The sequence below is a fragment of the Mesorhizobium erdmanii USDA 3471 genome (assembly GCF_000472705.1).
GTDB lineage: Bacteria > Pseudomonadota > Alphaproteobacteria > Rhizobiales > Rhizobiaceae > Mesorhizobium > Mesorhizobium erdmanii.
The window spans coordinates 406,316-428,932 of record NZ_KI421453.1; the positions used below are offsets into that span (position 1 = coordinate 406,316).

17 protein-coding genes are annotated in these 22,617 nt (G+C 62.3%); 11 read left to right on the forward strand and 6 right to left on the reverse strand.

Going from position 1 to position 22,617, the window contains the following annotated elements; genetic code table 11:
* Positions 1-6: 6 nt before the first annotated feature.
* Complete coding sequence (locus tag A3AU_RS0129330) at positions 7-933, forward strand: beta propeller repeat protein (RefSeq protein ID WP_027056074.1); 927 nt, start codon at positions 7-9, stop codon at positions 931-933.
* Here A3AU_RS0129330 and A3AU_RS0129335 read toward each other — a convergent pair.
* Genes A3AU_RS0129335 through A3AU_RS0129345 form a run of 3 tightly spaced genes read right to left on the reverse strand, consistent with a single transcriptional unit; the run spans position 930 to position 4,034 of the window.
* Complete coding sequence (locus A3AU_RS0129335; protein WP_027056075.1) at positions 930-1,277, reverse strand: hypothetical protein; 348 nt, start codon at positions 1,275-1,277, stop codon at positions 930-932. The two genes, A3AU_RS0129330 and A3AU_RS0129335, sit on opposite strands and share 4 nt — an antisense overlap.
* The gene (locus A3AU_RS0129340; RefSeq protein WP_027056076.1) at positions 1,277-1,702 is read right to left on the reverse strand and encodes a DUF6484 domain-containing protein; all 426 of its coding nucleotides are present in this window, start codon (positions 1,700-1,702) and stop codon (positions 1,277-1,279) included. The genes A3AU_RS0129335 and A3AU_RS0129340 overlap by 1 nt, the downstream gene beginning before the upstream one ends.
* Before the next feature lie 7 nt (positions 1,703-1,709).
* Positions 1,710-4,034, reverse strand: coding sequence for a type VI secretion system Vgr family protein (locus tag A3AU_RS0129345; RefSeq protein ID WP_027056077.1), 2,325 nt, complete (start codon positions 4,032-4,034; stop codon positions 1,710-1,712).
* 249 nt (positions 4,035-4,283) lie between these two features.
* Between A3AU_RS0129345 and tagH the strand changes: the two genes are divergently transcribed.
* The 9 genes from tagH to A3AU_RS1000000140825 all read left to right on the forward strand — a co-directional run bounded on the left by tagH (position 4,284) and on the right by A3AU_RS1000000140825 (position 18,782).
* Entirely contained in the window at positions 4,284-5,351 is a 1,068-nt protein-coding gene (tagH, locus tag A3AU_RS0129350) for a type VI secretion system-associated FHA domain protein TagH (RefSeq protein ID WP_027056078.1), read from the forward strand.
* On the forward strand, positions 5,348-6,835 hold the full coding sequence (tssL, locus tag A3AU_RS0129355) for a type VI secretion system protein TssL, long form (protein WP_027056079.1): 1,488 nt from the start codon (positions 5,348-5,350) through the stop codon (positions 6,833-6,835). Before tagH ends, tssL begins: the two co-directional genes overlap by 4 nt.
* Before the next feature lie 22 nt (positions 6,836-6,857).
* Entirely contained in the window at positions 6,858-10,421 is a 3,564-nt protein-coding gene (gene tssM, locus A3AU_RS0129360) for a type VI secretion system membrane subunit TssM (RefSeq protein WP_027056080.1), read from the forward strand.
* Positions 10,422-10,580: 159 nt separating this feature from the next.
* Positions 10,581-11,360 carry a PP2C family protein-serine/threonine phosphatase gene (locus A3AU_RS0129370; protein ID WP_027056081.1) on the forward strand — a complete coding sequence of 260 codons (780 nt, stop codon included), beginning with the start codon at positions 10,581-10,583 and terminating at the stop codon, positions 11,358-11,360.
* Positions 11,360-13,930, forward strand: a complete 2,571-nt coding sequence (locus tag A3AU_RS0129375; RefSeq protein WP_027056082.1) for a serine/threonine-protein kinase — start codon at positions 11,360-11,362, stop codon at positions 13,928-13,930. The genes A3AU_RS0129370 and A3AU_RS0129375 overlap by 1 nt, the downstream gene beginning before the upstream one ends.
* Before the next feature lie 123 nt (positions 13,931-14,053).
* Positions 14,054-14,449, forward strand: a complete 396-nt coding sequence (locus A3AU_RS0129380; protein WP_081709719.1) for a DUF1036 domain-containing protein — start codon at positions 14,054-14,056, stop codon at positions 14,447-14,449.
* Positions 14,446-16,863, forward strand: coding sequence for a M23 family metallopeptidase (locus A3AU_RS0129385; protein WP_027056084.1), 2,418 nt, complete (start codon positions 14,446-14,448; stop codon positions 16,861-16,863). The genes A3AU_RS0129380 and A3AU_RS0129385 overlap by 4 nt, the downstream gene beginning before the upstream one ends.
* 186 nt (positions 16,864-17,049) lie before the next feature.
* A complete protein-coding gene (locus A3AU_RS1000000140820; protein WP_032918336.1) occupies positions 17,050-17,421 on the forward strand; it encodes a caspase family protein in 372 nt (123 codons plus the stop codon).
* A 56-nt stretch (positions 17,422-17,477) separates the two neighbouring features.
* Complete coding sequence (locus A3AU_RS1000000140825; protein ID WP_081709704.1) at positions 17,478-18,782, forward strand: caspase family protein; 1,305 nt, start codon at positions 17,478-17,480, stop codon at positions 18,780-18,782.
* A 10-nt stretch (positions 18,783-18,792) separates the two neighbouring features.
* Here A3AU_RS1000000140825 and A3AU_RS0129395 read toward each other — a convergent pair whose 3' ends face one another.
* Complete coding sequence (locus A3AU_RS0129395) at positions 18,793-19,329, reverse strand: OmpA family protein (RefSeq protein ID WP_027056085.1); 537 nt, start codon at positions 19,327-19,329, stop codon at positions 18,793-18,795.
* 171 nt (positions 19,330-19,500) lie between these two features.
* Here A3AU_RS0129395 and A3AU_RS0129400 point away from each other — a divergent pair, with 171 nt between their 5' ends.
* Complete coding sequence (locus A3AU_RS0129400) at positions 19,501-20,079, forward strand: DUF6931 family protein (protein ID WP_209444677.1); 579 nt, start codon at positions 19,501-19,503, stop codon at positions 20,077-20,079.
* Positions 20,080-20,199: 120 nt separating this feature from the next.
* Here the strand turns inward: A3AU_RS0129400 and A3AU_RS1000000137390 are convergent, their stop codons facing one another.
* Together A3AU_RS1000000137390 and A3AU_RS0129410 are read right to left on the reverse strand one after the other, a co-directional pair.
* Positions 20,200-21,444, reverse strand: coding sequence for a caspase family protein (locus A3AU_RS1000000137390; protein ID WP_245235596.1), 1,245 nt, complete (start codon positions 21,442-21,444; stop codon positions 20,200-20,202).
* A gap of 7 nt (positions 21,445-21,451) precedes the next feature.
* Positions 21,452-22,546, reverse strand: coding sequence for an OmpA family protein (locus A3AU_RS0129410; protein ID WP_027056088.1), 1,095 nt, complete (start codon positions 22,544-22,546; stop codon positions 21,452-21,454).
* Positions 22,547-22,617 lie beyond the last annotated feature (71 nt).

Consider the following 22,617-nt stretch of genomic DNA (forward strand, 5'->3'; position numbering starts at 1 on the left):
AGAAGCATGGAAACGAGCAATCCGATCGACGAACTTTCGCCGGAAGAAATCCATATCGAGGCAATCGAGGGTTTTCATCTCGGCGGCACGCGGTATTCCGCCAGTTTCGAGCTGTCCGACCATGACGAAGAATACTTCCGGTCCTACCTGCTCGAGATCGACTTCGGCAAGACGCTGACGTTCACGATCCGCAAGCAGATCGAAAAAACGTTCATGTCGCATGCCAGCCTTGCCGTGGACCGTCACCTCGCGCTGCAGATCGGCGGAAAGATGCATGATCTGACGCCGGACGGCGACAGCATCACCAATCTGCCTGAAGGCGTCTTGCGACGGATCTACCATATCGATGGCGGTCCGCAATATGTAGTAGGCGATGAGGGCGTCTGCTACCTGCGCGACGGGGGCGCGTGGGAGTTGGTTCCACCGTTAAACGATTTGGCCTTGAGCGATATCCACGGCCCAAGCCCTGACCTGATTCACGCTTGCGGCGATGAAGGCACTGTGTTGCGCTTGCGAGGCCGCGCCTGGGAACAGATTGAACTGCCCGACCAGCGCTCTTTCACCACGCTTGAAGTCACCAATGAAGGACTAGTCCACCTCGGCGGCACGGATGGCCTCGCACTGGCGCTTCGCGACGGGGAACTGATCGAGCTTGCGGCGCCCGAGCGCGACTTTTTTTGCATCCGCAGCTTCAAGGGCCGCCGCTATTGGAGCGACGCCAATTGGGGCCTGAACATCCAGGACGGCGACAATGTCGTGCCTTTCCGCGAGCTTCGGCACGCCTTCGCCATGCATACTTCACCCGAAAAGTTGGTGGTAGCGGGCTGGAAGGAAATCTTCGTCTTCGACGGCACGGAATGGTCGGGATTTCAATTCGGCTATGACGGCAACATCTTCCTGAGCCGCCTCGACATGACCCGGTACGGCGGCTAGCGACCGCCTTGAAGCGTCTCAGCCAGATAGGCCCTGACCCTGACCAGGTCCAAATTGGCCACCCGGAGCCGTTCCGACCCCGGCGTTAGCATCCGCAGAACGAACAGTTCCCCCGCTTCGGGGTATTCCCCATACCGTTCCCTCGCGATACTCAAGCCATCGGGCCCTGCAACACGCAACCCGTCCAGGTGCGCCTCCAGCCGCTCGAGCAGGCGCGATAGGCGCAACGCGTCAAGTTCCGGGTTTTCCTCGGGGAAAAGCAGCGCGCGGTCGTAAACCGTCCACAGGAACGCCGCCTGTTCTGCATGCTGCCGCAAAATATCGGGAAGAACCGGCGCCGGCATCAGTTCAGATTCACCGAGCCGCCGCGGATGCGGTTTGTGGCAGTGGCATGGCTGACAACATATGTTCCACGAACGGTCAAATGGCCGTCTTTTTCCATAATGATAACCGATTTGCCGCAGCGCAACTCCAGTCGCTCGCTGGCAGTTATCTTCACTGTCTCGCCGTCACGGATGATATGAGTGTCTGTCGGCTTCCTAACTGGATCAACGATCCTGCCGACGATCAGCGGTTTTCGCAGATCGCCGTTCTCAAACAACAACGCGACTTCCGAACCGATCATCTCTGAAGACAATTCGGCCAGGCTGCGAGCAGGCAGGGCCGTTTCCTCAGGGTTGCCCGGAAACACCACCAGCGGGGCGCTGTCGTCGAAGCCGAGGAAAATGCCGATAACCACCCCATCAACCCGGTCCTTTATGTCAGCCATGTGAGCCTCAATTCTGATTTATCTTCGAGCCCTTCATCGTAATGTCGCTCGACGCTTTGACATCGATCTTGCCGGACCCCTTGATAGTAATATCCTTGCCTTCGATATTAATGGTGCCGTCCTTCTTCATCGAGATCGCCGCCGAGCCGCACTTGATCACAATTGAGTCGCCAGCCTCGATCAACAAATCCTTGCCAATCTTGATGGCGCCATCTTCGCCGACCTCTAGCAAGCTGCCTTTTGCGATCTTAAGTGCGCGGGAGCCGCCGACCTCTGTCGCATCATCTTCGGCAATCTTAGCGCTGCGGCCCTTCCCGATCTCCGAAGTCTGCGCCCCGCCGACAGCGAAACTCTGATCTGCGCCGACATTGACGGACTGCGCCGCCGCAATGTTCCAGCTGTCCGCTGCCCCAATATCGTGACTTTGCGCCGCGCCAACCGTGACCGACCGTGTCGCGCCGATGGTGTTTGTCTGCGGCCCGCCAACGCTTCGTGTCTCGGAGGCCCCGACCGTATCGATGCGAGCCGCGCCAACAGTCACTGTCTGGACAATCCCCACCGTCTGCGAGTGGTTGGAGCCGATCGTCTCCGTCGAGTTCGAACCGATGCTGATCGTCTCATTCGCCCCCACCGTCAGCGAGCGGTTCTTGCCCACCGTCTCGGTATCGTTCGAGCCGATATTCGTGGTCTGGTCGACGCCGACCTTGACCGTCTTGTTGTTGCCGACGTCCTCGTCGAGGTTGTGGCCGACGGAATGCTTGGCGTCGTGGTCGATGCGGTCGGACTGGTCGTGCTGGACGAGCTTGGTGCGGTCGTGCTTGATCAGAAGGTTGTGGTCCTTCTGCGCCTGGAAGTTGACCAACTCGGAGCCGGCCTTGTCCTCGAACATCAGCTCGTTGTAACCGCCGCCGCCTTTCGAGGAATTGGATTTCCAGCCCGATTGCGTTGCGTTGCCCGGCAAGCCGTAGGGCGGCATCTGCGAGGCGTTGTAGACCCTGCCGGTGATGATCGGCAGATCGGGATCGCCTTCGAGGAAGTCGACGATCACCTCCTGGCCGATACGCGGTATCTGGACGAAACCCCAGCCGCTGCCGGCCCAGGTCTGCGAGACACGGACGAAGCAGGAACTGTTTTCGTTCTTCTTGCCCAGGCGGTCCCAGTGGAACTGCACTTTCACCCGAGCGTATTTGTCGGTGAATATCTCTTCGCCCGAAGGGCCGACCACCGTCGCCGTCTGCGGGCCGCGCATGATCGGCCGCGCCGTGATCCGCGGAGCACGATAGGGCAAGGCTGTCGGCGCGACGCCCAGCACGACCTTGAAATTCTCGCTGTGGGCTTCGTTCTGGGTTCTGTAGCCCGGATCGAACAGCCTGTATTCGGCGCTAACAACCAGGTACTCCTGGTTCTGGTCGTCGCGCGGAAAGCTTTCCAGCTTGAAAGTACAGCCCGAATGGAGGCCGCGAACGGTGCCGACGGCCGTGATGCGCTGGTGCACGGCCTGGAGTTCCTCGCGCCGGATGCCGGCCAGGGTGTCGCCGCGCCCCACATCGAGATGGGCGCCGGGCTGGCGATAATTCTCGCCGGAGGCTTCCTTGTGGCTGAACGGCTGGGCGGACTTCGCCATCAGGTCGGCGCCGGGCTTCTTGAAATCATAGTCGGTATGGGCATAGGCCCCCGGCCGTACCGAACTCCCTGGAATCCATTCGGTGATGTATTCAACATCGCGCCGCGAAGCGTGTCCCTCGAAGTTATAAGGTATCTTCTCGTAACCCGGCGCCGGCTTCAGCTTGCTCATCGCATCGCACAGCACGAGCGTGTGCTTGCCCTCGTCATGCTCGAAGAAATAGAAGATGCCTTCGTGCTCGAGCAGGCGCTGTACGAAATCCAGATCGCTCTCGTCGAACTGCACGCAGTATTCGCGCGAAGGGTACGACCCTTGCAGTCGCTTCTCGAATTTCGCCGTACCGTATTTCGAGAAGATCTTCTCGACGATCTCGACAGCGGTCATGTTCTGAAAGATGCGGCAATCAGTGGTGTTGCCGAGGAACCAGAGCCACGGCCTGACGACCGCTTCGTAGTAGGCCAGGCGGTCTTCGATGCGGGTCAGGCGAAATTCCGACACCAGGCCGCTGAACCACCGTTTCGGGTCGGATTCACCTTCGACCGAAACCATACCCCCCAGCATCTTCAGCGGATCGATGTCGGAGCTGGGGCCGACAAACCCGACGGTATAGGCAAAGCAACGGCTGATCTCGTCGCGGCCGACAAGATGCGTGAAGGTCAGCTCGGCGCCGACCGGTGTCTGCACAACCGTGGCACGTTCGTTCGGCATGGGTCGTGCCCCTCCTGGACGCGGCCGCCGACGCGGTGGGTTTGAAGTTCCCGCCATCTACCCAGGAACTTTTCAGGCCCGCCGCATCAGGCCATGTTGAGCCTACCACATGTTGTCGCGCCGGCCAAAGAGGAGGCACGGCGGAAAAACCTTACCATGTCGACGCATCGCCTCGAAACGCTGCTGTCCTGTTGGATGTGCAAACTGCTAGAATGTGGAGTATCGGTCAGTGCTCGACGGCGACCCTGGATGTACATCAGTTTGCAAATCAACAATGTCGACGCCTTGCCTGCGGGCATCCCGACCGGCTACGCGGCGCGGGATCGCAGCTTCGAAATCGGGCGCGATGCTTGCGACTGGACCTTGTCGGACCCCGACAAGTTCATCTCCGGCCGGCATTGCGAGGTCCGCTACGAGGCAGGCGCGTTCTGGCTGCATGACGTCTCGCGCAACGGAACCTACATCAACGGATCAAACCAGCGCATGATCGGCCCGCATCGGATGGCCAACGGCGACCGGATGCTGATTGGCCGCTATGTCATCTTCGTGTCGATCGACGAGGAGCGCGCCGCGACCGGTCATCCCAGCCACGGTTCGACGCAGCGCGAAATGCCGGTCGCGGAAGGTCGGCCGCTGGAATTCGGACAGGGGCCATTCTTCGATGCCACGGAGCAACGGTCCGGGCAGCGGGTTCCACCATCGACGTTCCCATCGCAACCGCCTTTGCCCTCGACCAGGGACGAAGTGCTGCGGGAAATCGCGATCGGAGCCGGCATCTCGCCGGAATTGCTGCAATCGCGCGACCCGCATGAAGTTGCCGCCGAAATCGGCGCTGTGCTGAGGACGGTCGTGGAGGAACTCGCCGTGCTGCTGAAGGCGCGCGCGGCCGCCAAAATGCTGGCCAAGAGCACGCAGCGAACGATGATCAGCGCCGCCGACAACAATCCGCTGAAGTTCGTTCCGGGAACCGACGACATCCTCGAAATCATGTTCGCACGGCGCCGGGCCGGCTATCTCGATGCCAGGCGCAGCATCGAGGATGCGTTCCGCGATCTCAAGACGCACGAATTCGCCACCTATGCCGCCATGCAGGCGGCGCTGTCGCGGCTGCTCGACGACCTGTCCCCCGAAGCGATCGGAAGAAAGCTCCCGCCGACGTCATTCTCGTCGAAGAAGAGCCAGGCCTGGGACGCTTCCGTCGCGACGTGGCGAACCATGGAGGAAGCGCACGAGAACGGCATGCTGGACATATTCCTGGCCTATTTCAGCGAAGCCTATGCCAAGGCCGACAAGCAGAAAACGGACGATCGGCGATGAGCTCGAAGGACGATCCTTCCACTCCGGCGGGCAAGACCGTTATTCGCGCCACGCCACGACGTGAGCGAAAACCAGCGCCGGCCCCTGAGGTACCCGTCGCGGATGGCGGCTCGCGGACCGTGTTCGATCCCGGCATCGGTCGGCATACACCGCCGGGCTGGACATCCGGGACGGTGATTTATCAGGCTTCCGTGCCGGCAGGAGGCGGCGCTTCCGCGACAACACCCACGCCGGCCCTGCGGCAGGAGGCCCTGTTCAATCTCACCGACAATGTCCGCTATTGCGCGGAAAACCCGATCCTTGCGGCGGCGGCACCGTTGCTGATGCTGTTCGGCCAGTTCAGGCTTGTCCCCGTCGAGAGACAGGCGGACCCATTGGCCGAACATGTCGCCGAGGCGATCGATAAATTCGACAGGGTACTGGAGAAATCATGCGCTGCCGAGGAGGATGCGCGGATCGCGAAATTTGTCCTTTGCGAAACCGCCGACGATCTCATCGGCAACCTGCCCTGGCCGCGCAAAGACGCCTGGGCGCAGCACAGCATGCTGTCGCAGTTCTTCCACGTCGAGCCCAACGGCACGGGCTTTTTCGAAGCGCTGAACAAAATCCTGGCCAGCCCGGAGGCGCATTACGACCTGCTCGAACTCATGCATGTCTGCCTGTCGCTCGGGTATGAGGGCCAGTATCGAGGCCTGATACGCGACGACACCAGTCTCGAGCGCGTTCGACGAGACGTCTATGAAACGCTTCGCTATTTCAGACCCCGCGCGGCCGAAGACATCTCGCCCCGCTGGCAGGGCCTGGCGGCGACGGTGGCTCAATCGTCGACACGGCTTCCGCTCTGGGTCGTTGCGGCAGCGGCGTCGGCACTGCTGACAGCGGCGTTCTTCGCGTTGCGGATCTTCATCACCAATGAAGGCGACGCCGCCGCTGGTGAATTGCTGGCACTCAACCCTTCGACGCCGATCGCCATCGAGCGCGCCAGCGTGGCGCCGTTGGCGGAGCCGGTGAAAGTTGCCCCACCCCAAGCTACAACCACGCAGATCGATCGCATCCGTTCGGCGTTGGCCAAGGACGTCGAAGGCGGCGGGCTGGCCATCAGCACGAAGGGCAACTTCATCGTCGTGGAAATCAACAATCTTCTGCTGTTCCAGTCCGGCAAAGCCGACGCCAAACCAGAATTCCAGCCCATTGCCGCTGACATCGCAGCGGCGCTGGAAGCCGAGCGCGGACCAATCAGGATCGTGGGGCATACGGACAATGTGAAGCCGCGAAAATCGAGCCCGTTCAAGTCCAACTTCGATCTTTCCGTCGCCCGGGCGAAGGCCGTCGAAACAATGATGGCGGCGAAGTTCAGCGATCCTTCGCGGCTGACGGTGGACGGCAAGGGCGAGGACGAGCCGATCGCCGACAATGCGACGGCGGAAGGCCGCGCCAAGAACCGCCGTGTCGATGTGATGATCGCCCGGGAGGAAACATTGTGAGCAGGGCCGAGTGGAAGCGCCGATGACGCGTTGGCTGCTGCGGATATTCAGCATGATCGCGCTGGCCGGTTTTTCGGCGGCAGTGTGGTTTGCCGGACCTCTGATCCGTTTCGCCGATAGCCGTCCGCTCGGGCCTGCCTGGCTGCGTGCCGCAATCATCTGCGTGATCGTGGCCGCCGTGGCGCTCTTCTACGGATTGCGTTTCTGGCGGATGCACAAGGCGCAGCAGGCGCTGGAGACCGCCGTCGCCCGCAACGACGACAGGAATGAGGACTCGCAGGTGCTCGAGGCGCGCATGAACGAGGCGATCGCCGCGCTCAAACGGTCGAGCGGCAAACGCAACTTCCTCTATGAGATTCCCTGGTACATCATCATCGGTCCGCCCGGCGCGGGTAAGACGACAGCACTGGTCAATTCGGGCCTGAATTTTCCGCTGGCCGGTTCGGGCGATGCCCAGCCAGTCGCCGGCGTCGGCGGAACGCGCGCCTGCGACTGGTGGTTTACCGACCAGGCCGTGATGATCGACACCGCCGGACGCTACACGACGCAGGATTCCAATGCCGAGAGCGACAAGAAGAGCTGGCTCGCCTTCCTGTCGCTGCTCAAGACATACCGCACACGCCAACCGATAAACGGCGTCATCCTGGCCATCAGCCTTGCCGATCTCATCGGGCTCGACGATCAGCAGCTTGACGCTCATGTCGTCGATATCCGCAGTCGCCTGCGGGAAATCCACGAGACGCTGAAAATCCAGTTTCCGGTGTATCTGCTCTTCACCAAGGCCGATCTTGTTTCCGGGTTCATGGACTATTTCGGCGCTTTCGACGAGCCGCGCCGGCGCAAGGTCTGGGGCGCGACATTCCAGACCAGCGATCGCACCAAGAACATGGCGGCCGAGGCTCCGGCCGAATTCGATGCGCTGGCAAGACGCCTGGTCGAGGAGTTGCCCGACCGGCTTCAGGAAGAGGCCGACCCGGCCGCGCGCATATCCGTCTTTGGCTTTCCGGCGCAGTTTAGCGCGTTGAGGGGCCGCGTTGCGCATTTTATCGCCGGCCTGTTCGATCCAGCCCGCAGCCAGGTGAATGTCAGCCTGCGCGGACTCTATTTCTCCTCAGGCACGCAAGAGGGAACCCCAATAGATCAGGTGTTGGGTGCGATCGGCCGAAGCTTCGGCGGCAATTCCCGGGCCCATATGTCCCGAACCGGCAAAAGCTTCTTCTTGCATGATCTGCTGACGGGCGTCATTTTTGCCGAATCCGGATGGGTCTCCTACGACAAATCGGCTGTAAGACGTGCGGCGATCGCCAGATTTGCAGGACTTTGCGCCATCGCGTTGATCGCGGCGGCGGCCCTTGGCACCCTGGCCCTGAGCTTCACGGCCAACAGGTCGCTGATAGCCTCCACCACGCAGGCCATGGGCCAGTATCGAACGACGGCGGACGCGCTGCTCGGGAGTACCGAGGTCACCGATGTCGACCTCGAAAACGTCATTGGCCCACTTGACCAGTTGCGCGATCTGCCGGCCGGATTCGAGACCGGCGGCGTGCCGACACCAATCGAGGAGACGTTCGGCCTCAGCCAGCGGGAGAGACTGCTTTCGGCGTCCAAGGCGGCTTACCGGCAGGCGCTGGAACGGATGTTGCGATCGCGCCTGCTGATCCAGGCCGAGCGGACCATCCAGGCCAAGATGGCCGATCCCGGCGCGCTCTACGAGCCGTTGAAAATCTACCTGATGCTCGGCGGCAAGGCGCCGAAGGTCGACGACGCGTTGATCGTTTCCTGGATGAAGCAGGATTGGGAACAAAACCGCTATCCAGGCGAAAACAACCGCGCAGGACGCGAGCAGCTCGAAAAGCACCTGCGCGCCATGCTTGCCCTGGACGATGCCTATGATCCGGTTTTCGAACTGAACCAGCCGCTGATCCAAGCCGCCCAGCGGACGCTTGGGCGGATGAGCCTTGCCGATCGCGCCTCCGCATCGATCAAGTCGGCGGTCTATGCGGCAGCGCTGGAGGATTTTTCCGTGTCCGTGAAAGGCGGACCGGAAGCGCAACTGTTGTTCGAGCGTGTCGATGGTGGCGACCTGTCGGGCCTTCGTGTTCCCGGCCTTTATACCTGGGCCGGCTTCAACCATTTCTATCTCGGACAGCTGTCTCGCATTGCGCAGACGCTCGTCGACGACCAGTGGGTAGTTGGCGGCGGCGGCGAGCAGGGCGGCATCGATCAGGAGTTGCCGAAGCTCGGCCCCGAACTTCTCGACCGCTATGGGAAAGAATTCGCTCCGGCTTGGAACAGCGTTCTCGACGCGTTGAAATTCAAGCCGATGCTGAAGGACAAGCCGCACTATATCGCGCTTTCCGCCGTCGCCTCGCCGACCTCTCCGATCGAACAGCTGTTTAGCGCGATCGCCGACGAAACAGCCCTGACGCAAAACGCTGCGTCCAGCAAGGACTCAGGCACCGGGGTTGAAGGAGGCCCGGCTCAAGGCCAGTCACCCGACGCCGCGAGCATGGCCAAGGGCCTGGCTCGCATCGGCATTCAAATCGCCACCGGGAAATCGCAAAGCCGTGCGGGCACAGGGACAGCAGCAGCGCAAAACCAGAATCCCGGGGCCAACATCGAAGCGCAGTTCAGATCATTCCGGGCCTTGGTGGGCGGTCCTGCCGGACATCGCCCGATCGATGCCTTGACCCAGAATTTTCGCGATATCTACCAGAGCCTGCAAATGGCGACCGACGTGCCTTCGCAGACGGAACGGGTCAATGCCAATCTGCAGCTGCAGATAGCCACCCTTCGGGCCAACGTCTCGCGTCTGCCGAAGCAGCTCGCCAGAATGGTCAATGCGACGGCGGACGAGTTCGAAGGCAACGTCACGGAAACCTCGGTGGCGAATTTGAACCAGATGCTCGACCAGGCGGTCACGGCTCCTTGCGAAGCGGCGGTCAACGGCCGTTATCCTTTCGCCGGCACTAGTGCCGAGGACATGGCGATGGCGGATTTCGCGAGACTGTTCGCACCGGGCGGACTGATGGATCGGTTCTTCGCGCAGAACCTCGCGTCGCTGATCGACATGACCGGCCAGGACTGGAGCTGGAAGCAGGATGCGCGCTTCGGGCGCGACCTGTCGAAATCGACACTGAAAGACTTCCAGCTCGCGGCCGAAATCCGCAGCGCCTTTTTTCCCCAGGGCGGTTCGACGCCTTCGGTGAGCATTACCTTCACGCCGTTCTCATTGCATGGCGATGCCGATGCGGCGATACTCGATGTGGATGGCCAGACCGTCCAGAGCAACCAGGCAGGCAACGCACCAAGCATCGTGACCTGGCCGAGCGGAGCGACCTCCGGATCCGCCAGTCTGAGCCTGACGCCGGAGATGCCAGGCCGCGAATCCACCATCAAGTTCGAAGGGCCGTGGGCGCTGAAGCGGCTCATGGACAAGGCTGCCATCACCGGCACCGACGGCAATGTCGAAGCGCGCTTCGTGATCGGTGGGCGCGACGTCGCCTATACGATCCAGACGGGTTCCGGTCCCAGCCCCTTCCTGCTTCCGGCATTGTCCGGTTTCAGTTGTCCGAAGGCGTTTTGAGATGGGCTTCGAGCTTCCCCTAGCGGTGGCGCCAGGCGTGGGCCTCAGCCGCCCGGACCTTAATTTCGATACTCTAATGGTCGAGCCTGTGGCAGACTGCCGTGAGCCGGCGCCCGGGAGTGCGCCGCAGAGGACGCTTGAGAAGCGTTTGGTGGCAAATTGAACGATGTCGCCCTTCCCTTTGACAGCTTCGGCGTGAGCCACAGAGGCTGTGTCCGCGAGGTCAACGAAGACAATTACCTGCTCGAGCCACGAACCGGGCTTTGGGTGGTGGCCGACGGAATGGGGGGGCATGATGCCGGAGAGGTCGCCTCTGCCAGCATTGTCGACCATCTGGCCACGATCGGCATCGCAAGCTCTGCTCCGGATCTGCGGGCGCGCTTCGAGGACAGGCTGAGCCGGGCCAATGCCGAAATCCGCAGGATATCGGAATCTCGCGGCATCACCATCGGCTCCACGGTCGCCGCACTGTTGGCGATGGATGGGCGATTTGCCTGCCTGTGGGCTGGCGACAGCCGGGTCTACCTGATCCGGAATGCCTCGATCTCGCAGATTTCGAAAGACCACACCGAAGTGCAGGAACTGCTGGATCGAGGCATGATCAGCGCGGCCGAGGCGCTCACCTGGCCACGCCGCAATGTCATCACGCATGCGGTCGGCGTCAGCGACGAATTCGTCATCGACTTCCAGCAAGGCGAGCTGATGCCGGGTGACATTTTCGTCTTGAGCACCGATGGGCTGACTGCGCATGTCACCGATGCCGAAATCGAGGCGGCGGTGATGTCGGCAACGCCTCAGGCGGCCTGTGAAAATCTTTTGGAGACGGTGCTGGCACGAGGCGGAACGGACAATGTCACCATCGTGCTGGTGAAGATCGGAAACGGGCGCAATGGACAATCGCCCCACCCTGATCTGTCCAGGGCGGAGGGCCGAGGCTGATGAGCGCCGACGACAAGACGCGAATATCGCCGCAAGTGGCCAACACCGCGGTCGGCACGCAGCTCAGCGGCATCTACGAGCTCGACGAGCGGATCGCGTTCGGCGGCATGGGTGAGGTCTACCGTGGCCACAACATCCAGACCGGAGACCATGTCGCGATCAAGATCGTGCTGCCCGAATTTGCCCGCGACCAGACGATCCTGTCCCTGTTCCGCAAGGAAGCCTCGATCCTCAACCATTTGTCCCATGACGCGGTCGTGCGCTACCACGTGTTCACCATCGATCCCGGGATCGGCCGTCCCTATCTCGCCATGGAATTCGTCGACGGCGAGTCGCTGTTCGACATCATGCGACGTGGCCCGATGCCGGCGGAAGCGGTGCGCAGGCTCTGCCATCGCCTGGCATCCGGCCTGAGTGCCGTGCATCAGGCGGGCGCGATCCATCGCGACCTCTCGCCCGACAACATCATCCTGCCGGGAGGCCGGGTCGACCGCGCAAAGATCATCGATTTCGGCATCGCACGATCGGCGACCGTGGGCGGGGAGACGCTGATCGGCGGAAAGTTCGCGGGCAAATACAACTACGTTTCACCCGAACAGCTCGGACTGTACAGCGGCGACGTCAGTGAACAGTCCGATATCTACAGCCTTGGGCTGGTGTTGGCCGCCGCCCTGCGCGGCAAGCCGATCGACATGAGCGGATCACAGTTCGAGATCATCGAAAAGCGCCGGACGGTGCCTGATCTGTCCGACATCGACGACGATTTTCGTGACATTGTCGAAGCCATGCTGCAACCGGATCCGCGAGACCGGCCAGCCAGCATGGCGGATATCGCCAGGATGACGCGCGACGAAGAGGAAGGAACAACGCCGCCGACGTCGATCACCCCCCGCGACCGGCCGGGTTTGCCGCGAGCCGGGCACACCCTTGTCCCGGATCCCAGGGCCCAGCCCCAGCCCTCCAATGTCGCGGGACACGGCGCGCCGCCGGCAACCGGCCCCGGCGAACAACGCTTCGTCCCGCATGTCCGACCCGCGCATCTGTCCGAACCGCTGCCTCAGGCCCGCCCCGGCCCGCCGCCCACGGCCACCCGTAATGTCCCCGGAAAACCCGCAAAGACCCGAACCATCGCGATTGCTGCCTTGGCGACGCTGGCTGTCGCCTCGGGCGCGGGCCTGTATTTGAGCGGCTTGATGACGCCTGCGACGCCGACTGCCGGCAAGACATCGCTTTCCGCGCCCGAGCCATCGAAGCCGGTAGTGGAGAAATCAAATCCGGTCTCAACGGACAAAGTCGCGAGCGCCTCCGAGCCGGCAAAACCAGTTCCGCCCGTGCAGCCGGAGCCCAGCGTCCCGCCGGCTGAAGAACAGCCAGATGCCACGGCGGTTCAAAAGCCGCCGGCGGCCAAGCCTGCCGAACCGCAGGCCGAGGAACCGCCGAAGCCGCCAGCAACGGCAGCGCAGCCGCAAACAGAGGCGAGCGCGCCACCGGCCAGAAGCCAGCCGGATGTCAAGACCGTGCAGACACCGGAGCCGGCGAAACCCATCCTTCCACCGCAAACCGTGGAACCGCTGAAGCCATCGACAACGGCCACTCAGTCGTCTGAAAAAACATCGCCGGCACCCCAGCCGAATGCGATGGCCAGCAACAGTCAAATGTCGGCTTCGCCGCCCGACGCGGGCGCTCCGACCACGCCAGCCGAGAAGGTCTCGACGCCGCCGGCCCAGCCGAAGACTGTGGAGAGCCAAAAGCCCGAGCCTCGGATCAGCCCGCCGGCGGCGCCCAAGGCGACCCCGCCGGCGCCCAAACCCACTGCCAGCCCGACGAATGCCGCCAGTGCCGAGGGCCAAAACGCCTCGTCAGCGCCGGCGAAGCAGCCGGACCAACCCGTCGTAGCCTTGAACGTGCCCAAACCAGCGATCCCACCGGTCGTCGACGACGTCGCGCAACGTGTCTCCTGGGTTCGCGACTTCGGCGGCGGCGATTGTTTCTATGCGACCATGACGTCGGCGACCGACACGGCCGCCGCGATCGAAGGGTTTGGCACAGCGGTCCAGCCATTCGAACGGATGCTCGGCGATTTCCAGGCAAAATTCCATGTCGAGCCGGACATCAGCGTCCGCCTCATCGAGCCGAGCCAATGCGAAGTCACCAACTTCCTGCGCTTTCTGGGGCAGAGCGCGGCCGACAAGCCACAGCTTGTTCTCGACCGGACATCGGTGCCGAACGGCACGCCGATCAGCGGCACGCTGGTGACGCGTGGCGGGCTCATGTCCAGCGTGCTGCTGATCGATCACAAAGGCATGGTGTTCAATCTCGACGACCGCATCGTCGTACAACCCAACAAGGCCACCTTCAGCATTCCGATTGGCCTCGGCGCCGCCGACAAGGCCGCCGGAAAGGCGGTGCCGCAGCTCATCATGGTGATCACGGGTCCTCAGGATATTCAGTCGGCCGCCTTCTCGACGCCAACGCCTGCCTCAGTGCTGCTGCCCAAAATTCTCGAAGAAATCGAGACCGACGGCTCTCAATTTTCAGCCACCGCCAAGTATTTCCGGCTCGGCGGATAGCATGGGCGCCCGATGGAACTCCGCTGTGCATGTTTGCCCCACTCGTCCGCAGACCTGCCTATCGAGCAGCGTGGTCCGGCTCGAGCCCTGCTTACCCTGACGGGCCGTATGAAGCTTGCGGTCATGGCGGGAGCGGCAGTGCTGTCCGTACTGTCGTGCGGCCAAGCGCGCGCCGAATTCACGGTCTGCAACCAGACGCTCGACGTCGTCAACCTGGCCGTCGGCCAGAAGGTCGACAATGCGGACCAGACCGATGGCTGGTGGACAATCGGCGCAAATCAATGCGTGAACGTCATCCGCGAGGAACTGACGAACCGCTACATCTACATCTATGCGACGGACGTGTTTGGCCATGCGATCCTGACAGGCGCGACCGAGATGTGCATCGAGCGGCGGCGTTTTTCGATCCGCGGCATCGACGAGTGCTGGCAGCGTGGCCATATCGCGGCGCAATTCCTCGAAGTCGATACGCTTGAACAGGTGCGGTGGACCTTCTTCCTGACCGGAAGCAACCCGTGACGCACAGCATCGACACGAGCTTCAAGCAGAAGAAGCAGGCGCGCGCCGCGCTGCGCCGGCGAACGCTTTGGCGCAGGCTCATTGCCGGTTTCGCTTTCATGGTCCTGCTTTCCATCGCCGCGGGCTTCTACCTCACCGCGGACTATTGGTCGTTCGGTGACGAAGACCAGGACTTGCACGCGGTCGAAGGCGCGGACGATATGCCGGCCGATGCATCCGTCTATGTGCCTGCCATTATCGACCTGGCGGGGGATCCGATGTGGATCACGCTTGCCCCCGATGCGGACACGGCAAGCAAGGGCCATTCGGTAGCGCGCCCGGCCGAGCTCGACAGTTCCGGCGCCTCGCCGCAGATCGAGATTCTCTCCGACGTAATGCTGAGTGCCAGCGAAAAGTTCATGACGACGATCCCGTCGACGCAGGAGGACTTCGCGTTCTTCCAGGCACAGCGGCGGACCGCTCCGACTTCCGCGGCTGCCGTACCCAACGAGCAGGCCTCTCCGCCTGCCCCGGCGGCGGCACCGGACGACCAGCAGGGCGACTTGAATAATGACCTTCAGGCGGCGCCCGATGCGAGCGAGGGTCCGGCCGGTTCGGCGCCGAAGCCGGATGCCGACGACCCGGAGGCCGGCTGGGGGGAGACCATCGATCAGGGCGAGGCAGCGCTGCCCACCTTCAAGAAAACCCAGATCGAGAACAATACGACCGTCGCAACCGTGACCAGCGAGTACCAGCGCTTCGAGGCGACCGGGGACACTTTCGTCAAGATCCTCAACGACCGCAGCCTGGAGAGCGTCGCCGTCGACGCGCATTTCTCGGCCGATGACGCCAAGCTTGCGAGCGAGGCGCTCAAGAGCCTGTTCAACCTCGACGGCCTGGAGCCGGGTTATGTCGTTGCCATGCGCGGATTCCGGCCGAACCGCGAGACGACGACGATGTCGCTCATGCAGGTTTCGATTTACGCCAAGAATGTCTTTGTCGGCACGCTGACGCGCAATACAGCGGGCGCCTTCGTGTCAGGCGTCGACCCTTGGGTGCGCGAGGATCTGTTCAACTATTCCGGTGCCGATCAAGGAGGGCTCAAACGGCAATACCGGCTGCTCGACGCGATTTATTCGACGGCTGCGCGTAACAAGGTTCCGACCGGCGTCATTGGCGAGGCGATCATGTACCTGTCGCGAGGACAGGACCTCGACGCTTTCGCCAGCGAGGACCAGCGCCTGGTGCTGATCTACTCACAGACGCCGCGCGGCAAGGACGAGACATCCGGGCGGGTGCTTTATGTCGGCGTCCAGGGCGGTGAAAAGACCATCGACTGTTTCGTCTTCCAGCAGAGCGACGGCCAGTTCGCCTGCGTCACCGGCAATGACGAGGTGCACTCGCTGACAGCAGCCAACGGCATGGTCACGCCGGTGAACGGGGTCATGACCTCGACCTTCGGCCCGCGCAAGCACCCGATCCTCGGCGTCGTCCGTATCCACAAGGGCGTCGATTGGGCAGCCCCTGTCGGCACGCCGATCATGGCGGCTTTCGACGGCGAAATCAGCTTCCAGGGCGATGGCGGCAGCTATGGCAATCTGGTGAAGATTTCGCATGCGAACGGGCGCGAGACGCGCTACGCGCATATGCAAAAATTCGCCATTGCGAGCGGCGTCGGCACCAAGGTGAAGGCCGGCGACGTCATCGGCTATATCGGCACCACCGGGCTTTCGACCGGCCCGCACCTGCATTTCGAACTCTACCAGAACGGCGAGGCGATCGATCCGTTGGGGACCGTCACCACGGTCGCCACCTATGATACCGGCAATTCCGGTAATTCCGGCGATGTTGCCGTCGAAACGCTCACCGAACGTATCGTTCATGTCGAAAGCGGTGGCAGTGCTCGCGCCAAGAACCCGAATTCTTCGGCGACCGGCGCCGGCCAGTTCATAACCAAGACCTGGATCCGGATGATGAATACCTATCGCCCGGACCTTGCACGATCACTGTCGACCGCCGACCTGCTGGCTCTGCGCTACGACGCCACCATTTCGCGTGAGATGGTGCGCAATCTGGCGCGCGAAGGCGAGGCCTATCTGCGGGCGCGCGGTCACCAGATCACAGCCGGCCGGCTCTATCTCTGTCATTTCCTGGGAATGGAAGGCGCGCATCAGGTGCTGGCGGCGCCAGGGTCGGCGCAACTGAGCGCCGTGCTGGGGTCGGCCGTCATCCAGGCCAACCCGTTTCTCACCGGCAAGACAGCCAGCTACGTGGTAGACTGGGCCGAAAGGAAGATGGGCCAGAAGCTGAGCCGTGTGGCCACCGACGCCAGCCCACCGGTGACGACCACGGAGATCCGCCAGACATCGCCGGAGTTCGAAAAATACAAGCAGGCCGTTACCGCCCTCGTCAGCTCGATTCAGAATACGCTTTGACCCTGCCCGGCACGGCATCCGTCGCCCGGGCATTTGGCGTCACCATTTTTCAGGCCTTTGTGAACCAAAACCGCGATCGGGACCACATATGCCCAGGAGCCGTTTTTGGCACAAGCGACCCAGTCGCCGACGAAACATGGCATCCGCAGACATCGACAGTGCAATCTGATGGTAGAGGGCTGGTCCATGAAAGCGGTCGCGGTCTTTCTGAGCGGAGTTGTCCTGGTTTTCCTTGTCGGCTTCGGCGCCGAAGCCGCCGAGCCCGACGCCAAACGCGTCGCTCTGGTGATCGGCAACAGCAACTATGTCCATGCGGTTACCTTGCCGAACCCCGCCAACGATGCCCGCCTCATCGCATCGACGCTGCGCAATGCCGGCTTCGAAGTGATCGAAGGCGTCGATCAGGACAATGCAGGCATGCACGGCCTCATCAGCCGATTTACCGAGCAAGCCTATGACGCCGATCTCGCGGTCATCTTCTATGCCGGTCACGGCATGCAGGTCGACGGCAAGAATTACCTGATCCCGGTCGACGCCGATTTGACGTCGCCGGCCTAAAGCGCGTCGCTCTGAAACGGATTCAGGCGACGCACTTTAAGTCTTTGTTTTGATGCATGTCGTTATCCCAAGACCGCTGCACACTTCTGGGCGACATGCATTATCTCAAGACCCGGACCATTCAGATCGACGATTTCATGGCTGCGCTGCCGCCCGACCCGGCGATCGGCGTCATCATCCTCGATGCCTGCGGCGACAATCCGCTGGCGAGGACGCTGGCGGCCTCACTGCCGAAAAGCCGCTCCACCGCATTGGGTACTGGCCTGGCGCCGGTCGAAGCGAGATCGGACGGCGTCGGTACCGGCGGCCTGCTGATTGCTTATGCAACGGATCCGGGCGCCATCGCTTTCGACGGCACAGGGGCCGACAGTCCTTACTCGACGGCGCTCGCCAGGCACCTGACCGAACCCGGCGTCGAAATCCAGAGCGCGCTGACGCGCGTGCGCGGCGAAGTGACCGAAACCACGCAAGGTCGCCAGCGGCCATGGCATAACGCATCGCTGGGACGCGAGGTCTTCCTCGGAAAGCCGGTAGCCGCAGCGACGCCGACCGCACCCTCGGCGGCGGGCGGATCGAACGTGGCAGCGACATCCGCTCCTATCCCTGTCACCAGCGATCCTGCGTCGTGGGAAGTCGAGCAACGGCTTTGGGATGAGGCTTCAAAGCACAATTCCGGCCCGTTCTACCAAGCCTATCTCGACCAGTTTCCGGACGGCCGCTTCGCCACCGTGGCGCGGCTGAACATCGACGAATTGAACGACCCGACGGCTCGAAACCGGCAGGTAGCGGCCCTCGATGCGAACCAGGCGAATGCCAGTTCGGGCTCTGCCATTCCGGCCTCGGTCAGCATTCCGGATGAGGTGAAGCACACGCCGGGCAGCCAGTTGACGGAAAATGCGATCGGCCTCGATCGCCAGGGTCGCATCGACCTTCAATTGCGCATCGAGGCGCTGGGCAACGAACTTGGGCGTATCGACGGAAACCTGGGCTCGCAGACCCGTCAGGCGATCGGCGTCTGGCAAGCCGGGAACGGTCTGCCGCAAACCACCTATCTGACCCGCGAACAGCTGGCGTTGCTGGTGATCCAGACGGATCCGATGATGGAGGCCGTGCGTGCTAGGTACGCGGCCGATCAAGCCCATGCGTCGCAACCCAAGAAGCAGGTGGTGCAGAAGGTCCGCGCAATGAGGCCCGTTGCACAAAACCCTCGCAAACAGCAGCAGATCGTCCAGAAACGTCGCACACGCGAGACGGTGGCGTGGCAGGATGATCCTCCGCCAAGCCGGCGCGGCAACGACTTCCTGACAAGCGCGCTGATTTTCGGCGCCGGTGTGGCCGTCGGAGGCATACTCAAGCACTGACGGCCGCGCGCTACTGCGTCTTTATCCGCATTTCCACGCGGCGGTTGAGCGGATCGTACGGGTTGGCGCTGCGCGGGTTCTTTTCGCCCATGCCGACCGCGTCGATGCGGGCTGCCTCGATACCGTTGGCCGTCAGGAAGGCTGCAACCGATTGCGCCCGCCGTTGCGACAGGCCTTCATTGTAGTGCACCGTGCCGGTGGCATCGGTGTAGCCTTCGACGACGAAGCTGAAGGTGCTGAGCCGGCTGTCCTTGAGCGCCTTGGCGAACTCGTCGAGTTCAGCCCGCGCGGTGGTATCGAGGGCGGCCGAATCCAAGCCGAAATTGATCAGCATATCGAGGCTGGATTTTCCGGCCGGCGCGTCCTTAGCCTTGGTCTTGCTCTTGCACTCCTCCTCGGTGCCGACACAAATTCCGCGCGATTTGCCGAGATCGGCCGCGCCGGCAAAGAACTTCACGATGTCTTCCGATTTCTGAACGGGGTCGGCGGAAGCGTGGGTCGAGAAAAACACGACCGCCAACACAAAGGCTGAACTGCCCCACTGCATAGCGGTTACTCCTGTTTGAGCATCCGTTTCGATGATCGCCATCATACCAAACTCCAAGGCGATTGTCTGTCGATAAACGCTGGAGGCGCGATGAGTGGTGCGACGTCACTTGACCCGAGCCGCGCCTGAGGCTTGAGTGGCCTAAGGCTTCTCGATGAAGGCGTGGCGGTCATGGCCAATGGGCTCCGATTCAAAACGGCACGGGATCTTTTCGCGACTTGTCCCGCTATTGCCCGGGACATGAGAACCCTTCCTACCGAACAAAACGCGATCGCGTTCTGCCGCGACCTCCTCGCCGGGCGCGTTCCCGAAGAAGCCGTCACCTTCTGTGCGTATTTGCTGCCCGAGCGGGCCGCGGTCTGGTGGGCGCATGAATGCCTGAGCCATCTGACCGACCTGTTCGACGGGAGCGATCAGGAACTGCTTGCGCATGTTCGCGACTGGGTCGGCGAACCGGACAATCCTCGCCATCGGGCTGCGGTCAGCACAGCCGCGGCGACACCGCCGACAACGCCGGTCGGTTGGATTGCGCTGGCCGCCGGATGGCGCGACAACGGTTCGGCCATGGCCACGACGAAGGCACCGGCTTTGCAACCCTTTCCTGCTGCGCATGCCGTCAATGCCGGGATTCTGGCCGGACTGGCCCGTGTCGCTCTGGTTGACCGGTTTGCCGTTCTTTCGGCATTTGTCGAAATGGGCATCCAGATGGCCGAGATCGAAGCGCTGCAGCAATCCGCGGATGCATATTAGAGCGGTTCAGCGTTTGATGGAATTGCCGAACCGCTCTAACTCTTTGTTTTTACGCAATTCTGGACGGAAAACCATTACACACTTTTCCTGGAATTGCTCTAGAGCCGCTATTCGGGCTCCCTACTTGCAGCCGCCCTGCGCCCATTTCGCAAGCGCCACCTTGAAGCGTGTTCCCAGCGGATGTTGCAGGCGCAAGACAGAGACATCGTTGGCGGCGAAATTTTTCGCCTGATCGCACAGACGGGCCTCGTTCCATTCATGGCAGCCGTCGCAGTGCTTGCCCTCCCAGACCGACTTGTCCAATCCCTCCACGGGACTGAACAGGGGCTTACTCTTGATCAGTTCGGCGATGCTCTTGCCGTCGATTGCCGCATCGCCGAACTCGATCGGATGGTCGAAAAGGATCGGTGCATCCGAGGCCAGTTTGGGGATTTTCTGGCGCAGCACATCGAGTGCAAGCTGGTCGCCGTTTTGGGCTGTCGCACTTGCCGCGGCGGTGTTGCGCGCGTCCGAGCCGCCTTCGGCTTGAGGTTCGCTCGCTTCGCCGACGATCAATGGCGCATTGAGATCGACCTTGTGCAAGACGACCTCCGTGGTCAGCGAAACGTTGATCCAGGGGCGTTGCTTGCCGGAGGTTGCCTTGAAGACGTCACCGGTCACCCTGTTCATTGCCTCGGTGATCGAGACGTTGGAGGCGCCGATGTGCTGAAGCAGTGCGGCGGTGAACGGCGAATATTCGCCCGACCCGTCATAGGCGAGTTGATTGGGACTGGCGGCAAAAGCGACGAGCGTGCCGGCGCCGCCATTCTCGATCGGGATTTCGGCCAGGCCGCTGCTCGCGCCGTTGCCGCCAGAGGACTTGGCCAGCGCCTTGGCAAGGGGATTGTCGCGGCAAGCATCGAGAAACACCAGCCTGATACTGGTCTCGCGCGACATCTGGCGCAAAATGAAATCGACCGACACCGCCTCGAAGTCGAGGGAGGTCTCGTCCTCCAGCGCGGCGTCGACCGGCAGCAGGTAGTTCTTGCCCGCAACCTGCAGACCGTGGCCGGCGTAGAAGAACAGCGCGATATCGGCACCGCGTACTTGTTTTGCGAACAGGGCGATCGTTGCCTGTGTCTGCGGCTTGGTCAGGTCGAAACCGGAAACCACCTCGAAGTCGAGTTTTTTCAGGCGTTCAGCCATGGCCTGGGCGTCGCGCACCGGATTGGCCAGCGGCGCCGCGTGCTGGTACTGGGCGTTGCCGAGGACCAGCGCGACGCGGCGCTCGGCGCTGGCGGCGGTCAAAGTCAGCAACAAGGCGAGCACCGCCAGACCAGCGGCGCGAAACAGGCCACTGCCACGGGCGATCAGATCGTGCCTCACCGCAACCTCAGAGCTTTGTAGCGGAAAACTCGATCCGCCGATTGAGCGCCTTGTTCTTGGGTGTATCGTTGGCGGCAACCGGCCGCTCCTCGCCATAGCCGGTTGCCGTGATCTGCGTGCGAGGGATGCCCGCGGCAACAATAGCGTCAGCAACGGCCTGGGCCCGGCGCTCGGACAACTGCTTGTTCGCCTCCGGCGAGCCGTCTGAATCGGTATAACCGGAGACTTCGACTTTCAGGCTCGGGCATTTTCCGACGACACCTTCGACCTCGGTCAGCAAGGGGCGGCTTTTCGCATCGAGCCGCGCGCTGGCGGGCCGGAAATAGATAGCGCCGGTGCGCGAGAGCACGGCGAACCTGTTCAGGCATTCCTCGTCGCTGAAGTTCGCCTTGGCCGCATCTGTGGCAACCGGGCCGACACCGGCCGAACTCGCCGCGGCGGCCTGGGTGGCGGCCGGCTTGCTGCCATCGGCGGTGAAGACGAAATCGAACGAGACCGACGCGGTGGGCACGATGTTGGTGACGTTGGCGGCCTGCTGCAGCTTGTCGACGTTCGGCAACAGGCCGAAGTCCTCGACGTGGACAGCGACCGGAGCCTCCGAAGCAACCGACACCATTGTGTCGCTGATCATGGTGACGACGACGCTGGCCTCAAGATCCTTGTCGACACCATGCAGATTGAGGCGGAACGGCAGCGTCGCCTTCACCCTGCGCTTTGTCGCGAGATCGGCGAATGCGGCGGGATCCACTTTCGCCGTCAGCTCGGCGGTCGGGTACTTGAATGTTTCGAAGAACAGGAACCGCATGCGAACGTTGCGTAGGTCGACGCCGGTATCGACCGAATTGAGATCGAACGTGACCTTGGCATCCCCCGCCGCGCTAAGCGTGCCCGTGATGTTCCTGATCTTGTTGGTCTCGACGATCGTGTTCTTCTTGACCGACTGATAGGTGATCACCGAAGCGGCGGGATCGAGCGTCCAGCTCGGCGCGGCGCTGGCGGCTTGCGATCCGAGCAGCAGCAACAACGCAACGATCAGGCCGAGAGCTCTTGCAGCATGGCCTCTCGACATTGTCTTCCACCAGAATGCGACGACTTCGAACATGGAACGCCCCTGCCCAGGACCACCGTATCGACACCGACACCGCGCGAACGCGAGCGAAGTATAAAGCACTT